The 14,859-nt window shown below is 70.7% G+C and carries 12 protein-coding genes; 10 read left to right on the forward strand and 2 right to left on the reverse strand.

The window, feature by feature from the left end:
* Nucleotide 1: 1 nt before the first annotated feature.
* Entirely contained in the window at nt 2–946 is a 945-nt protein-coding gene (locus ABID77_RS11755) for a LysR family transcriptional regulator (RefSeq protein ID WP_429595538.1), read from the reverse strand.
* A gap of 137 nt (nt 947–1,083) precedes the next feature.
* On the opposite strand from ABID77_RS11755, the gene gcl reads away from it, so the two are divergent.
* The 3 genes from gcl to ABID77_RS11770 are packed head-to-tail and all read left to right on the forward strand — an operon-like array spanning nt 1,084 to nt 6,070.
* On the forward strand, nt 1,084–2,877 hold the full coding sequence (gene gcl / locus ABID77_RS11760; protein ID WP_429595541.1) for a glyoxylate carboligase: 1,794 nt from the start codon (nt 1,084–1,086) through the stop codon (nt 2,875–2,877).
* Between the two features lie 29 nt (nt 2,878–2,906).
* On the forward strand, nt 2,907–3,725 hold the full coding sequence (gene hyi / locus ABID77_RS11765) for a hydroxypyruvate isomerase (protein WP_429595544.1): 819 nt from the start codon (nt 2,907–2,909) through the stop codon (nt 3,723–3,725).
* A 44-nt stretch (nt 3,726–3,769) separates the two neighbouring features.
* On the forward strand, nt 3,770–6,070 hold the full coding sequence (locus tag ABID77_RS11770) for an NADP-dependent malic enzyme (protein WP_429595547.1): 2,301 nt from the start codon (nt 3,770–3,772) through the stop codon (nt 6,068–6,070).
* Between the two features lie 37 nt (nt 6,071–6,107).
* On the opposite strand, the gene ABID77_RS11775 is transcribed toward ABID77_RS11770, so the two are convergent.
* Nucleotides 6,108–8,207 carry an ATP-binding protein gene (locus ABID77_RS11775; protein WP_429595550.1) on the reverse strand — a complete coding sequence of 700 codons (2,100 nt, stop codon included), beginning with the start codon at nt 8,205–8,207 and terminating at the stop codon, nt 6,108–6,110.
* Nucleotides 8,208–8,402: 195 nt separating this feature from the next.
* On the opposite strand from ABID77_RS11775, the gene ABID77_RS11780 reads away from it, so the two are divergent.
* From ABID77_RS11780 to ABID77_RS11810, 7 genes are all read left to right on the forward strand, one after another.
* Nucleotides 8,403–9,431 carry an ABC transporter substrate-binding protein gene (locus ABID77_RS11780; protein WP_429595553.1) on the forward strand — a complete coding sequence of 343 codons (1,029 nt, stop codon included), beginning with the start codon at nt 8,403–8,405 and terminating at the stop codon, nt 9,429–9,431.
* 26 nt (nt 9,432–9,457) lie between these two features.
* On the forward strand, nt 9,458–10,303 hold the full coding sequence (locus ABID77_RS11785) for an ABC transporter ATP-binding protein (protein WP_429595555.1): 846 nt from the start codon (nt 9,458–9,460) through the stop codon (nt 10,301–10,303).
* Complete coding sequence (locus tag ABID77_RS11790) at nt 10,300–11,082, forward strand: ABC transporter permease (RefSeq protein ID WP_429595559.1); 783 nt, start codon at nt 10,300–10,302, stop codon at nt 11,080–11,082. Before ABID77_RS11785 ends, ABID77_RS11790 begins: the two co-directional genes overlap by 4 nt.
* 5 nt (nt 11,083–11,087) lie before the next feature.
* Nucleotides 11,088–11,570 carry a nucleoside deaminase gene (locus ABID77_RS11795; protein WP_429595562.1) on the forward strand — a complete coding sequence of 161 codons (483 nt, stop codon included), beginning with the start codon at nt 11,088–11,090 and terminating at the stop codon, nt 11,568–11,570.
* Nucleotides 11,571–11,696: 126 nt separating this feature from the next.
* On the forward strand, nt 11,697–12,263 hold the full coding sequence (locus ABID77_RS11800) for a hypothetical protein (RefSeq protein WP_429595565.1): 567 nt from the start codon (nt 11,697–11,699) through the stop codon (nt 12,261–12,263).
* Nucleotides 12,264–12,389: 126 nt separating this feature from the next.
* A complete protein-coding gene (locus tag ABID77_RS11805) occupies nt 12,390–12,515 on the forward strand; it encodes a hypothetical protein (protein WP_429595568.1) in 126 nt (41 codons plus the stop codon).
* Nucleotides 12,516–12,662: 147 nt separating this feature from the next.
* A complete protein-coding gene (locus tag ABID77_RS11810; protein WP_429595571.1) occupies nt 12,663–14,816 on the forward strand; it encodes an NAD(+) synthase in 2,154 nt (717 codons plus the stop codon).
* Nucleotides 14,817–14,859 lie beyond the last annotated feature (43 nt).

Below are 14,859 nucleotides of genomic sequence, written 5' to 3' on the forward strand. Positions count from 1 at the left end.
CTCAGGCCGCCGGCGTCTCCGAGGCGTCCGACGGCTCGGGCGCCCGGGCCTCCCACCAGCGATCGCCGAAGCGCCCCTGCAGGAAGGCCACGAACCCCGCGACCTTGCCGCCCACCAACCGGGGCGAGGGGAAGACGGCGTGGATCTCCTGGGCGGCCAGGGCGTGGTCGGCCAGCACCTCCACCACCCGGCCCGCGGCCAGCGATTCCGCCGCCACGTAGCGCGGCATCATCGCCAGCCCCAGGCCGTCGCGCACCGCCGCCAGCACGGCCGAGACGTTGTTCGAGCGCAGCCGCGCGGCCACCGGCACGTCCACCGGCTCGCCCCGGGGCGAGCGCAGGTGCCAGACGTCGTCGCCCACCACGCTGCTGTAGATGATCGCCACGTGCGCGCTCAGGTCGGCGGCGCGCCGGGGCGTGCCGTGGCGCGCCAAGTAGCCGGGCGCGGCCACCACCGTCCACGGGTTCAGGCCCAGGAAGCGCGCGCCGAGCGAGGAGTCGGCCAGCCGGCCCATGCGGATCGCCACGTCGATGCCCTGCGCGACGAGGTCGACGTAGCGGTCCTCGAAGCTCAGGTCCAGCCGCACTTGCGGATGCGCCGCCATGAACTCGAGCGCCAGCGGCACCACCACGCGGCGGCCGAAGGCGACCGAGGTGCCGATGCGCAGCAGCCCCTCCATGGCCGAGGGCTGCGACCGCGCGGCCTGCTCGGCCTCCTCGGCGTCGCGCACGACGGCCTTGCACCGCTCGCAGTAGCGCGCGCCCGCCTCGGTCGGGCTGACGCCGCGCGTGTTGCGGTGGAGCAGCCGCACCCCCAGGCGCGCCTCCATGGCCGCGACCTGCTTGGTCACGGTGGGCTGGGTGGTGTTGAACTCGCGCGCCGCCCGGGAGAAGCTGCCGGTCTCCACCACGCGCACGAACATCGCCATCGCCTGCAGTCGGTCCATGGACCGGATGCTAGCCATGGATCCGCCTCCGGTCATTCCCCGGCGGAATAGCTTTTATGGCGCGGCGCCGTCTTCCGGCCGACGGCCCCCGTTCCTAGAGTCGCTCCATCGACACCCGAACACAAGGAGACGTTCACATGACGAAGATGACCGCCATCGAGGCCGCCGTGCGGGTGATGGAGAAGGAAGGCGTGACCCAGGCCTTCGGCGTGCCCGGGGCCGCCATCAACCCGCTCTACGCCGCACTGCGCCGGCACGGCGGCATCGCCCACATCCTGGCGCGCCACGTCGAGGGCGCCTCGCACATGGCCGAGGGCTACACGCGCGCGATGGCCGGCAACATCGGCGTGTGCATCGGCACCTCGGGGCCGGCGGGCACGGACATGATCACCGGGCTCTATTCGGCCTCGGCCGACTCGATCCCGATCCTGTGCATCACCGGGCAGGCACCGCGCGCGCGGCTGTACAAGGAGGACTTCCAGGCCGTCGACATCGAGTCGATCGCGCGGCCGGTGACCAAGTGGGCGGTCACGGTGCGCGAGCCCGGCCAGGTGCCGCAGGTGTTCCAGCAGGCCTTCCACCTGATGCGCTCGGGCCGGCCGGGGCCGGTGCTGATCGACCTGCCCTTCGACGTGCAGATGGCGACCATCGAGTTCGACATCGACGCCTACGCGCCGCTCGTGCCCTACCGACCCGCCGCCACGCGCGCCCAGGTCGAGAAGGCCCTGGCGATGCTGGACGCCGCCGAGCGCCCGCTGATCGTGGCCGGCGGCGGCGTGATCAACGCCGACGCGAGCGAGCTGCTGGTGCGCTTCGCCGAGGCCACCGGCGTGCCGGTGATCCCGACCCTGATGGGCTGGGGCGCGATCCCCGACGACCACCCGCTCATGGCCGGCATGTGCGGCCTGCAGACCAGCCACCGCTACGGCAACGCGACGATGCTGGCCTCGGACTTCGTGCTGGGCATCGGCAACCGCTGGGCCAACCGCCACACCGGCTCGGTCGACGTCTACACCAGGGGCCGCACCTTCGTCCACGTCGACATCGAGCCGACGCAGATCGGCCGCGTCTTCACGCCCGACTTCGGCATCGTCTCGGACGCGAAGGCGGCGCTGGCCTTGTTCGTCGAGGTGGCCGAGGCGATGAAGGCCGAGGGCCGGCTGAAGGACCGCGCCGCCTGGTCGGGCGAATGCCGCGAGCGCAAGCGCACGATGCTGCGCAAGACGCACTTCGCCGACGCGCCGATGAAGCCGCAGCGCGTCTACCAGTGCCTCAACGCGCACTTCGGCCCCGAGACCTGCTACGTCAGCACCATCGGCCTGTCGCAGATCGCGGCGGCGCAGTTCCTGCACGTCTACCGGCCGCGCCACTGGATCAACTGCGGCCAGGCCGGCCCGCTGGGCTGGACGCTGCCGGCCGCGCTGGGCGTGCGCGCGGCCGACCCGACGCGGCGCATCGTCGCGCTCTCGGGCGACTACGACTTCCAGTTCATGGTCGAGGAGCTGGCCGTGGGCGCGCAGTTCAAGCTGCCCTTCCTGCACGTGGTGGTGAACAACAGCTACCTCGGGCTGATCCGCCAGAGCCAGCGCGGCTTCGACATGGACTACTGCGTGCAGCTGGGCTTCGACAACGTCAACGCCGGCCCGGACGCCGGCATCGAGGCGGGTTACGGCGTCGACCACGTCAAGGTGGTCGAGGGCCTGGGCTGCAAGGCGATCCGCGTGCACCGCCAGGAGGAGATGCGGCCGGCGCTGGAGCAGGCCGAGCGGCTGATGGCGCAGCACCGCGTGCCGGTGGTGATCGAGGTGATGCTCGAGCGCGTGACCAACATCGCCATGGGCACCGAGATCGACGCCATCCACGAGTTCGAGCCGCTGGCCGAGTCGATCGCCGACGCCCCCACCGCGCTCGCCGCGGCCATGCCGAGCTGACCGGCCACGTCGCCCAGGAGCCCCGCGCCATGCCCCGCTTCGCCGCCAACCTCTCCATGCTGTTCACCGAGCTGCCGTTCATGCAGCGCTTCGAGGCCGCCGCCGCGGCCGGCTTCGAGGCGGTGGAATACCTCTTCCCCTATGCCTTCCCGAAGCCCGAACTCGCCGCCGCCCTGCGCGCCAACGGCCTCGTGCAGGTGCTGCACAACCTGCCCGCCGGCCGCTGGGAGGACGGCGAGCGCGGCATCGCCTGCCACCCGGATCGCGTCGGCGAGTTCCGCGCCGGCGTCGACCAGGCCATCGACCACGCCCTGGCGCTGGGCTGCCCGCGGGTCAACTGCCTGGCCGGCCGCGTGCCCGAGGGCGCGAGCGCGGCGGACGCCCGGCGCACGCTGGTGGACAACCTGCGCTTCGCCGCGCCCCGGCTGCGGGCCGCGGGCATCGGATTGCTGGTGGAGCCGGTCAACCATTTCGACATCCCCGGCTTCGCGCTGACGACGACCGCGCAGGCGCTCGCGCTGATGGACGAGGTGGGCTCGCCCGACCTGCGGCTGCAGTACGACATCTACCACGCGCAGCGCATGGAGGGCGAGCTCGGCGCCACGCTGTCCGCGCACATCGGCCGCATCGGCCACATCCAGCTGGCCGACAACCCCGGGCGCGGCGAACCCGGCACCGGCGAGATCAACTTTCCGTGGCTGCTGCGACACATCGACGCGCTCGGCTACGACGGCTGGATCGGCTGCGAGTACAGGCCGCGCGGCGACACGGTGGCCGGCCTGGGATGGCGAAAGACCTGGGGCGAGCCCGTGCTTCCCATTAGACGAAAAGTCCCTGTTTTGGAGTAGCCTCCGTGACGTTTTCGTCGTTTGAACCAGGAGACTTTCCCCCCATGTCCGCTCCCCTCTCCCCCGCAGAAGAAGCCTTGCGCGATGCCGCCCGCGACTACCACCGCAATCCGGTGCGCGGCAAGATCTCCATCACTCCGACCAAGCCCCTGGTCAACCAGCGCGACCTGTCGCTGGCCTACTCGCCCGGCGTCGCCTACCCGTGCCTGGACATCGAGGCCGATCCGGCCATGGCGGCCGAGTACACCTCGCGCGGCAACCTCGTGGGCGTGGTCACCAACGGCACCGCCGTGCTGGGCCTGGGCAACATCGGCCCGCTGGCCGCCAAGCCGGTGATGGAGGGCAAGGGCTGCCTGTTCAAGAAGTTCGCCGGCATCGACGTCTTCGACATCGAGCTGGCCGAGAACGACCCCGACAAGCTGGTCGACATCATCGCGGCGCTGGAGCCCACGCTCGGCGGCATCAACCTCGAGGACATCAAGGCGCCCGAGTGCTTCTACATCGAGAAGAAGCTGCGCGAGCGCATGAACATCCCCGTCTTCCACGACGACCAGCACGGCACGGCCATCATCTCGGCGGCCGCCCTGCTCAACGGACTGGAGCTGGTGGGCAAGAAGATCGAGGACGTGAAGATCGCCGTCTCCGGCGCCGGCGCCGCCGCGCTGGCCTGCCTGGACGTGATGGTCGGCCTGGGCGCCAAGCCCGCCAACATCTACGCCGTCGATTCCAAGGGCCTGATCTACGAAGGCCGCGCCGGCGGCTTCGACGAGTCCAAGGCCCGCTTCGCGCAGCCCGACACGGGCGCGCGCACGCTGGCCGACGTGGTCGACCAGGCCGACGTGTTCCTCGGCTGCTCGGCTCCCGGCGTGCTGACGGCCGACATGGTCAAGACGATGGGCACGCAGCCCATCATCCTGGCGCTGGCCAATCCCGAGCCCGAGATCCGCCCCGAGCTGGCCAAGGCCGTGCGTCCGGACTGCATCATCGCCACCGGCCGCTCGGACTACCCCAACCAGGTCAACAACGTCCTGTGCTTCCCCTACATCTTCCGCGGCGCGCTCGACTGCGGCGCCAGCAAGATCACCGAGGAGATGAAGCTCGCCTGCGTGCGCGAGATCGCCGATCTGACCAAGGCCGACATCAGCGAGGAGGTCGCCACCGCCTACGAGGGCCAGGAGCTGTCCTTCGGCCCCGACTACCTGATCCCCAAGCCCTTCGACTCGCGCCTGATCCTGCGCATCGCCCCGGCCGTGGCCAAGGCGGCGCAGGCCTCGGGCGTGGCGGCGCGCCCGATCGAGGACCTGGAGGCCTACCGCCAGCAGCTCACCCGCTTCGTCTACCAGACCGGCATGTTCATGCGCCCGGTGTTCGCCGCGGCCAAGGTCGCCACCGCCAAGCGCGTGGCCTACGCCGAGGGCGAGGACGACCGCGTGCTGCGCGCGGCGCAGCTGGCCATCGACGAAGGCCTGGCGCGGCCGATCCTGATCGGGCGGCCCTCGGTGATCGAGGCGCGCATCAAGAAGGCCGGCCTGCGCCTGCGCCTGGGCGAGGACTACGAGATCGTCGACCCCGAGAACGACACGCGCTTCCGCCAGTACTGGGAGGCCTACCACCGCACCATGGGCCGGCGCGGCATCTCGCCCGAGGCCTCCAAGGCGATGGTGCGGCGCTCCAACACCACCATCGCCTCGCTGATGGTGCAGCTGGGCGACGCCGACGCCATGATCTGCGGCCTGGTCGGGCGCTTCGACAGCCACCTGAAGATCCTCGACCAGCTGCTCGGCGCCAAGGAAGGCGGCCCCGGCTTCGCCACCCTCAACGCGCTGACGCTGACCAACCACACGCTGTTCATCGCCGACACCAACGTGCACGAGGACCCGAGCGCCGAGCTGCTGGCCCACATCGCCGTGATGGCCGCCGAGGAGGTGCGCCGCTTCGGCCTGCCGCCCAAGGTCGCCTTCCTGTCGCACTCGAACTTCGGCTCGTCCGAGCGCGCCTCGGCGCGCAAGATGCGCCGCGCGCGCGAGCTGTTCATGGAGCTCGCCCCGGACGTCGAGTGCGACGGCGAGATGCACGGCGACTCGGCCCTGTCGGAGGACGTGCGCCGCCACGCGCTGCCCGAGACCACGCTCACGGGCTCGGCCAACCTGCTGATCTGCCCCAACCTCGACGCCGCGAACATCCTGTTCAACGTGCTCAAGATCACCGGCGGCAACGGCGTCACGGTCGGCCCGATCCTGCTGGGCGCCTCGCGCTCGGCGCACGTGCTGACGCCCTCGGCGACGGTGCGCCGGCTGGTCAACATGACCGCCCTGGCCGTGGCGCAGGCGGCGATCCAGAAGTAGGGACGCCGGGGTCGCGGGGGCGTCCGCGCCCCTCGGCTCAGGAGGCGGCGCCGGCGCGGCGGCGGTGCCGCTTCACCGCCTCCTTGCGCAGGGCCAGCGAGAGCTGGTCGAAGGAATAGGGCTTCTGCAGCAGCTCGAAACCGCTGCTGCCGCCGTGCACCAGCGCGTCGCTGTAGCCCGAGGTCAGCACCACCGGCACGTCCGGATGGCGCCGCTCGATCTCCCGGGCCAGCTCGATGCCGTTCATGCCGGGCATCACCACGTCGGAGAACACGACGTCGAAGGCGTCGGGCGCGCGGTCGAGTTCGGCCAGCGCCTGCCGGGCGTCGACCACCCAGGCCGTGACGTAGCCCAGCTCGGCCAGCGTCTGCGTCGCGAGCGCGCCGACCTCCACGTTGTCCTCCACCACCAGCACGCGGGTGCCGTGCCCGGTGAGCAGCGGCTCCGGCACGCCGGGCTCCGGCTCGGCCGCCGCCGCGTTCGCCCAGGGCAGGTAGAGCGTGAAGGTGCTGCCCCGGCCCGGCGTGCTGTCGACCTGGACCTCGCCGCCGGACTGCTTGGCGAAGCCGTAGACCTGCGACAGCCCCAGCCCCGTGCCCAGGCCGACCGACTTGGTGGTGAAGAAGGGCTCGAAGATCTTCTTCAGCTGATCGGCCGGGATGCCCGTGCCGCTGTCCTGGAGCGACACCTCGACATACGCGCCCGGCCGCACCGGATGCGACCGGATGGCCGGCAGCGACTCGGCGCGGCGCACGCGCAGCGTCAGCTCGCCCTCGCCGCCCATGGCGTCGCGCGCGTTGACGGCCATGTTGATGATGGCCGTGTCGAACTGGCTGGCGTCGGCGTGCACGAAGCACGGATGGGGCGGCAGGTCGATGCGCACGCGGATGCGCGAGCCGGTGAGCGTCTCCATCATCTCGCCGACCATGCGGATGTTGCGCACGACGTCGAACACCGTGGGCACCAGGGCCTGACGGCGCGCGAAGGCCAGCAGCTGGCCGGTGAGCTTGGCCGCGCGGTCGACGGCGTCGGCGATCGACTGGATGTAGCGCCGCCGCTTGTCCGCCGCCGCCGGATCGACGCGGCGCAGCAGCTCGACCGAGGAGCGCACCACCGTCAGCAGGTTGTTGAAGTCGTGCGCCACGCCGCCGGTGAGTTGGCCCACGGCCTCGAGCTTCTGCGACTGGCGCAGCTGCTCCTGCGAGGCGGCCAGGGCGCTCGACTGCGCCAGCTCGTCGGTCATGTCGCGGCCGACGGCGTTGATCAGGCCGTGGGCCGAACGGGTCGACCAGCTGATCTGGCGGTAGCTGCCGTCCTTGTGGCGGTAGCGGTTGTCGAAGCGCCGGAACGACCGGCCGTCGGCCGACGCGCTCGCGCCGTCGACGGTGTGCTGCAGGTCGTCGGGATGGATCAGATCGAACAGCGAGATGCCCAGCAGTTCGCCCTCCTCCCAGCCCAGCATGCGCGTCCAGGCCGGGTTGACGGCGACGATGCGGCCGTCGAAGCCGCAGCGCAGCATCAGGTCCGACGACAGTTCCCACAGGGCGTTGCGGTCGCGCGTGCGCTCCTCGACCGTCATCGCCAGGTGGTCCGTGAGCTCGCGCAGTTCGGCGGTCGCGGCGTCGCGCGCCTGCTCGGCCAGCACCTGCTCGGTGATCTCGCTGCCCTGGTTGAGCAGTCCGGCGATGCGGCCGTCCTCGCCGCGGATCGGCGTGGCGGTGAAGTCCCACCAGGTCTGCACGGTCCGGCCGTGGCGCTGGACCGTGAGCGGCACCTTCTTCTGCATCATGCCCCGACCGGTTTCCAGCACGCCATGGAAATCGGGCGCCACCGCCGTCCAGGCCTCGCCCCAGACCTCGGCCACCGGCCGTCCCAGTGCGCCCGGATGCCGCTCGCCCATCGAGGGCACGTAGCCGTCGTTGTAGAGCATCCGCAGGTCGGGCCCCCACAGCACGGTGCACAGCAGGGGCGAGTTCAGGCAGGCCGAGACCATCGAGCGCAGGGACTGCGGCCACTGCGCCGGCGGTCCGAGCGCATGGTCGCGCCAGTCCGTCCGGCGCATGAGATCGCCCATCTCGCCTCCGCCGTCGAGGAAAGCCAGGGAATCCGAACGGGGGTCGAGGGGCGATGAGGTCATGGGAAGGAAGGGGCTGTTCGGTGGGGCTGCGCGGTCTCTGCGGCGAATGCTGGCACCCCGTCCACCCCCGTCTTGTCAGCCGGAGGCTGTCGCGACCCTTCCCGATTCGCCATTCAGCGAAGCACCGCTCTGGTGCAGGCACCGTTATTGCTTCCCCCAGACCCATCCCCATCCTCCTGCCTGATGCCACCGACGATGAACAAGCGCCACCTGCTCCAGTCCCTTCTCGCCGCTTCCGCGCTCGCCTTCGGTCTGGCCGGCACCGCCCGGGCCCAGACGCCCGTGAAGTTCCAGCTCGACTGGCGTTTCGAGGGGCCGGCCGCCCTGTTCCTGCATCCGGCCGCCAAGGGATACTTCAAGAACGCCGGGCTCGACGTGACGATCGACGCGGGCAACGGCTCGGGCGGCACGGTCACGCGCGTGGCCTCGGGCGCCTACGACATGGGCTTCGCCGACCTCGCCGCGCTGATGGAATTCCACGCCAACAACCCCGACGCGCCCAACAAGCCCGTCGCGGTGATGATGGTCTACAACAACACGCCCGCCTCGGTCATGGCGCTGAAGAAGAGCGGCATTTCGAAGCCGGCCGACCTCGCCGGCAAGAAGCTGGGCGCGCCGGTGTTCGACGCCGGCCGCCGCGCGTTCCCGATCTTCGCCAAGGCCAACAACGTCGGCGCGGTGACCTGGACCGCGATGGACCCGACGCTGCGCGAGACCATGCTCATGCGCGGCGACGTCGACGCCATCACCGGCTTCACCTTCACCTCGCTGCTCAACCTGGAGGCGCGCGGCGCCAAGGCCGCCGACGTGGTGGTGCTGCCCTACCCCGACTACGGCGTGAAGCTCTACGGCAACGCGATCATCGTGTCGCCCAAGATGCTCAAGGACAACCCGGCGGCGGTGAAGGCCTTCCTCTCGGCCTTCGCCAAGGGCGCGAAGGAGGTCGTCGCCAACCCGGCCGTGGCGGTCGAATCGGTCAAGGCGCGCGACGGCATCGTCGACGCCAAGCTGGAGACGCGCCGCCTGCAGCTGGCCATCGACACCGTGGTCAACAGCGCCGACGCGCGCGCCGAGGGCTTCGGCGCCGTCAACGCGGGGCGCCTGTCGCTGATGGCCTCGCAGGTGTCGGACGCCTTCGCCACCAAGACGCGCGTCGACCCGGCCACGGTGTGGAACGGCACGCTGCTGCCGCCGGCCGCCGAACTGGCCGTCCTGAAGAAGTGACGCCCGTCGCGCACACCGTCGAACCCATGTCCGAACCCACCCACTTCGTCGATTTCCAGGATGTCTGGCTGGCCTACAACGAGCAGCTGCTGCGGGAGAACCACTTCGCGGTCGAGGCCATCGACCTGAAGATCCGGCGCGGCGAGTTCATCGCCATCGTCGGGCCCTCGGGCTGCGGCAAGTCGACCTTCATGAAGCTCGCCACGGGCCTGAAGATGCCCTCGATGGGCCGCATCCGCATCGACGGCGCGCCGGTCACCGGGCCGCTGAAGATCTCGGGCATGGCGTTCCAGGCGCCCTCGCTGCTGCCCTGGCGCACCACGGTCGACAACGTGCTGCTGCCCCTGGAGATCGTCGAGCCCTACCGCTCCACCTTCCGCGCGAAACGCAAGGAATACGAGGAACGCGCCCGCCGGCTGCTGCGGAAGGTCGGCCTCGCCGGCTACGAGGACAAGTTCCCGTGGCAGCTCTCGGGCGGCATGCAGCAGCGCGCGAGCATCTGCCGCGCGCTCATCCACGAGCCCAAGATGCTGCTGCTCGACGAGCCCTTCGGCGCGCTCGACGCCTTCACGCGCGAGGAGCTGTGGTGCATCCTGCGCGACCTCTGGACCGAGCAGCGCTTCAACGTCATCCTGGTCACGCACGACCTGCGCGAGAGCGTCTTCCTGGCCGACACCGTCTACGTCATGAGCAAGAGCCCCGGGCGCTTCGTGGTGCGCCGCGAGATCGAGCTGCCGCGCCCACGCGAACTGGAGCTCACCTACACCAAGGAATTCACCGACATGGTGCTGGAGCTGCGCGGGCACATCGGCGCCATCCGCAACACCGGCATCGGCGCGGCACAGACCTCGGCCTCGGCGGTGGCGGCATGAGCGCGATGCACCGGAACGCGAAGCAGATCGAGCGCTGGTCGCCCTGGCTGCTGCTGGTGGCCGTGCTGGTGCTCTGGCAGATCGTCTGCGCCGGCTTCGGCATCTCGGAGTTCATCTTCCCGAGCCCGCTGCGCATCTGGACGCAGTTCTGGGAGTTCAAGGAGATCATCGCCGGCCACGCCTGGCGCACCTTCTGGGTCACGATGGCGGGCTTCGGCCTGGCGATCGTGGTGGGCGTGCTGCTGGGCTTCGTGGTGGGCAGCTCGCGCCTGGCCTACGCGGCGATGTACCCGCTGATGACGGCCTTCAACGCCCTGCCCAAGGCGGCCTTCGTGCCGATCCTGGTGGTGTGGTTCGGCATCGGCGTCGGCCCGGCGATCCTGACGGCCTTCCTCATCAGCTTCTTCCCGATCATGGTCAACATCGCCACCGGCCTGGCCACGCTGGAGCCCGAGCTGGAGGACGTGCTGCGCGTGCTGGGCGCCAAGCGCTGGGACGTGCTGATGAAGATCGGCCTGCCGCGCTCCATGCCGTACTTCTTCGCCTCGCTCAAGGTCGCCATCACCCTGGCCTTCGTCGGCACCACGGTCAGCGAGATGACGGCGGCCAACGAGGGCATCGGCTACCTGCTGATCTCCGCCGGCTCCGCCATGCAGATGGGCCTGGCCTTCGCCGGCCTGATGGTGGTGGGCGCGATGGCGATGGCGATGTACGAGCTGTTCAGCCTGATCGAGAAGCACACCACCGGCTGGGCCCACAGGGGCTCGCAGGGCGGATGACGACGATGACGCGCGCGCAGGCCATCGCCGCGCTGCGGCGCGCCGACGCGGTGGCGCGGCGGGCGATGGCGATGGGGCGCCATCCCTTCGGCGCCGTGCTGGTGGCGCCGGACGGCGAGACGGTGCTGGCCGAGCAGGGCAACATCGACACCGTGCATCACGCCGAGGCCACGCTCGCGCGCCAGGCATCGTTGAACTACCCTGCCGCCTACCTGCGGCAGTGCACGCTGGTCACCACCTTCGAGCCCTGCGCGATGTGCGCCGGCACCGTGTACTGGGCCGACATCGGCCACGTCGTCTACGGCGCCGGGGAGGAGGCTCTGTTGGCACTGACCGGCGACCACCCGGAGAACCCGACGCTCGCGCTGCCCTGCCGCGAGGTCTTCGCGCGCGGCCAAAAGACCATCGAGGTGACCGGACCGGTGAACGAGGTGGCCGACGAGATGGTCGAGACGCATCGCGGTTTCTGGGCTTCGCGCGGACGGTAGGCGTCGCCGGCCTCCAGGCACCGACGTCCCGTCGTTCCCGTCCTTCGCGCGCTACGTTCGCGAGAATGCCCCGTCGCGCCCGACCTCCCGGTGCGCCTTTTCCTCTCGCACCCGGATCCCTCGCCCATGACCACCCGCCAGTCCCGCCGCAAGCTCATCGTCGTCGTGCTGCTGTTCCTGGCCCTGTCGGGCGCGGCCATCCGGCACTTCGCCGCGCCCGGCACGACGACGCGCGACATCGGCACCCTGATGCTGCTGCTGTGGGTCCCGGTGATCGGCAACGTCGTGGGCTGGCTGATGGGACGCCTGAAGCGACCGCCGAAGCCGGTGCCCGCCTCGGAGGCCGCCGTGGCCGACCGGATCGCCCTGGCGACGCAAACGCCGTTCCACGCGCACGCGTTGGCCGAGATCACCCTGCGCCCCGCCGCCGTCCCGGCCGAGGACGTGCTGATCGCCGAGGGCGAGCACTACTGCGCCTTCGTGGTCGGCAACGAGGGCTTTTCCGGGCGCTGGCGGGTGCCCGCGGGCGGCGAGTTCCGGCGCGGCGCGCTGCAGCGCCTGCCGGTCGAGTTCCTGTCGCCCGCCGTGGCGCGACCCCGCTTCGCGCCGGGCACGGGCTTCCGGATGCTGGTGGGCGAGGCCTTCGTCGGCGACGGGAAGATCGTCGAAGCCATGGACACCCCGGATCGCTAGAAACCCTGGTACGGCGTGTCGCACACGCGACTTACAGTCACCTCCCAACCGCGCGGGCGTAAATCGCGCAAGCGGGGGAGCCAATGGCTGACAAGCCGTTACAAGGACCGATCGAGAATCTCTCCCATGGTCAATTTCCTCATCACCGTTGTCATCTCGACGGCTTCTGCTGCGATCTTCATGTTGGCGGTACCGGCCGATGCGGCCAGCGCTGATTGGGAGATTCCGACAGTGGCGACCTTCGAACGCTGACCGCTCACGACCTGCCGTCGCTCCGACGGACCGGATCGCGGGTGGTGCCGTGGCGCTTTTCGCCATGGCCGTGCAACTGCCGTACCGACCCGTGCCCTCACGACGTGCCATCCGCCGTCGCCATCGTGAAGGCCTAGGATCGCGGTCATGCCCACCGATCTTCCCTTCGACAACCCCTATTCGCACGGCTTCGCGCGCCTGGCCGTCGCCGTGCCCCGCAACCGCGTGGCCGATCCGGTCTTCAACGGCCGCGAAACCCTGCGCCTGTACCGCGAAGCGGCCGCCGACGGCGTCGCCCTGGTCGCCTTCCCGGAACTGGGCATCTCCGCCTACACCTGCGACGACCTGTTCCACCAGACCGCCCTGCTCGAAGGCTGCGAGGCCGCCCTGGCCGAACTCGTCGCCGCCTCGCGCGAGCTGCCGACCGTCGCCGTCGTCGGCCTGCCGGTGCGGGTCGACCACCGGCTCTACAACTGCGCGGCGATCGTCGCCGGCGGCGCCCTGCTGGGCGTGCTGCCCAAGACCTACCTGCCCAACTACGCCGAGTTCTACGAGGGCCGGCAGTTCAGCGCCGCCGACAGCGCCTTGGCCACCGAGATCGACCTGTGCGGCGCGCGCGTGCCCTTCGGCGCCGAGCTGCTGTTCCGGGCGCGCGGCCTGCCGCTCCTGACCTTCCACGTCGAGATCTGCGAGGACGTCTGGGTGCCGATCCCGCCGTCGAGCCAGGCGGCGCTGGCCGGCGCGACGGTGCTGGTCAACCTGTCGGCGTCGAACATCACGGTGGGCAAGTCGGACTACCGCCACCAGCTGGTGCGCTCGCAGTCGGCGCGCTGCCTGGCGGCGTACCTCTATTCGTCGGCCGGCATCGGCGAGTCGACCACCGACCTGGCCTGGGACGGCCAGTCGCTGATCTACGAGAACGGCGAGCTGCTCGCCGAGAGCGAGCGTTTCAGCAACCGCTCGCACCTGATCGCCGTCGACGCCGACCTGGAACGCCTCGCGCACGAGCGCATGCGGCAGAACTCCTTCGGCGTCTCGGCGCAGCGCCACAAGGACGTGCTGCGGCATTGGCGCACGGTCGAGTTCGACCTGCCCGGGCTGGGGCGCGCGGCGCCCGGCGGCCTGCGCCGCACGGTCGAGCGCTTCCCGTACGTGCCGGCGAACGCCGCCACGCGCGACGAGCGCTGCCGCGAGGTCTTCAACATCCAGGTGCAGTCGCTGGTGCAGCGCGTCGAGGCGGCGCGCATCGGGAAGCTGGTGATCGGCGTCTCGGGCGGGCTCGACTCGACCCACGCCCTGCTGGTGTGCGCGCAGGCGATGGACCGCCTGGGCCGCCCGCGCAGCGACATCCTGGGCTTCACGATGCCCGGCTTCGCCACCACCGGCCGCACCCTGCGGCAGGCGCACGGATTGATGGCGGCCATCGGCTGCACGGCGCGCGAGATCGACATCCGGCCGAGCTGCCGGCAGATGCTCGTCGACCTGGGCCATCCCTTCGCCGACGGCGTGCCGCAGTACGACATCACCTTCGAGAACGTGCAGGCCGGCGAGCGCACCAGCCACCTGTTCCGCCTGGCCAACCATCTCGACGGCATCGTCGTGGGCACCGGCGACCTCAGCGAGCTGGCCTTGGGCTGGTGCACCTACGGCGTGGGCGACCACATGTCGCACTACAACGTCAACGCCAGCGTGCCCAAGACGCTGATCAAGCACATGGTGCGCTGGGTGGCCGGCGCGGGCGTGCTCGACGCCGCCGGCAGCGAGGTGCTGCGGGCCATCGTGGCGACCGAGGTCAGCCCGGAGCTGGTGCCGAACGATCCGCCAACCTCGCCGGAAGCCGATGCCGATGCCGACGACGCCGGACGGCGCGACCAGCCCGGTCAGCGCACCGAGGACACCATCGGCCCCTACGAGCTGCAGGACTTCCACCTGTACTACGTCACGCGCCACGGCTTCCGGCCGTCGAAGGTGGCGTTCCTGGCGCACGCGGCCTGGGGCGACGTCGCGCGCGGTCCCTGGCCGGAGGCGCTGGAGGGCGAAGAGCGCAACGCCTACCCGCTCGCGGCCATCCGCGGCCACCTGCGCACCTTCGTCTGGCGCTTCTTCAAGACCAGCCAGTTCAAGCGCTCCTGCGTGCCCAACGGACCGAAGGTGGGCTCCGGCGGCTCGCTCTCGCCGCGCGGCGACTGGCGCGCCCCCAGCGATTCGGAAGCCGAGGTGTGGCTGGCCGAACTCGAACGGATCCCCGTCGACACCGCCGAGGCGACCCGCACGCCGGACGCTCCCTCCACCGGCGCCTGAGGCTCCGCGCGCAACCTTCGCCACCCCCCGCAAGCCCGCCAGG

Source organism: Variovorax sp. PvP013, assembly GCF_050435945.1.
In the GTDB taxonomy this organism is placed as follows: domain Bacteria; phylum Pseudomonadota; class Gammaproteobacteria; order Burkholderiales; family Burkholderiaceae_C; genus Variovorax.